This window comes from Devosia psychrophila (genome assembly GCF_000971275.1).
In the GTDB taxonomy this organism is placed as follows: domain Bacteria; phylum Pseudomonadota; class Alphaproteobacteria; order Rhizobiales; family Devosiaceae; genus Devosia; species Devosia psychrophila.
The window spans coordinates 1-703 of record NZ_LAPV01000006.1; the positions used below are offsets into that span (position 1 = coordinate 1).

General features: G+C 58.6%; 1 protein-coding gene. It reads right to left on the bottom strand.

Features of this window, described 5'->3' with window-relative positions; genetic code table 11:
* Positions 1-703, bottom strand: a 703-nt coding sequence (locus WH91_RS00105; RefSeq protein WP_046168975.1) for a SulP family inorganic anion transporter, incomplete at both ends; no start/stop codon positions are given.

Here is a 703-nt window from a genome sequence, read left to right on the forward strand (position 1 = left end):
TGCTCAAATCCAGCCTGACCCGAGGCACCTGTTCTTCGAAGTTCATGGCAGCGAGGAAGTCCTCGGCACTGGCAAAGAATAGCTGGCCTTCGACACGGTAGGTGCGAACGTCGTTTTCGAGGGTCGAGGTTACGCGGAATATCTGCGAGACCTTCCAGGCGAAGAATATGCCGGAGAGAAGCACACCCACCCCAACACCCAATGCCAGATTGTGCGTGCCCACCACCGTGAGCACCGTTGCCAGCATCACAATACTGGAACGGCGAGGATGGTGGACGAGATCGCGCAGGGAAGACCAGTTGAACGTGCCGATGGAAACCATGATCATGATGGCCACCAAGGCCGGCATAGGGATCAGACCGACCCAGTCGCCGAGGACCAGCAGCATGAACAGCAGAATGGCGCCGGCAGCGAAGGTCGAAAGGCGCGTTCGCCCGCCCGATTTCACGTTGATCACCGACTGACCGATCATGGCGCAACCGGCCATACCGCCGAAGAAGCCCGAAGCGATGTTCGCGATGCCCTGACCGATGCTCTCACGGTTCTTGTCGCTGCCGGTATCGGTCATCAGATCGACGATGGAGGCTGTGAGCAGGCTTTCCAGAAGACCAACTGCGGCAACTGCGATTGAGGTCGGCAGGATGATCCAGAGGGTTTCCAGCGTGAACGGAACGTTGGGCACCAACAACGATGGCAAGGCATT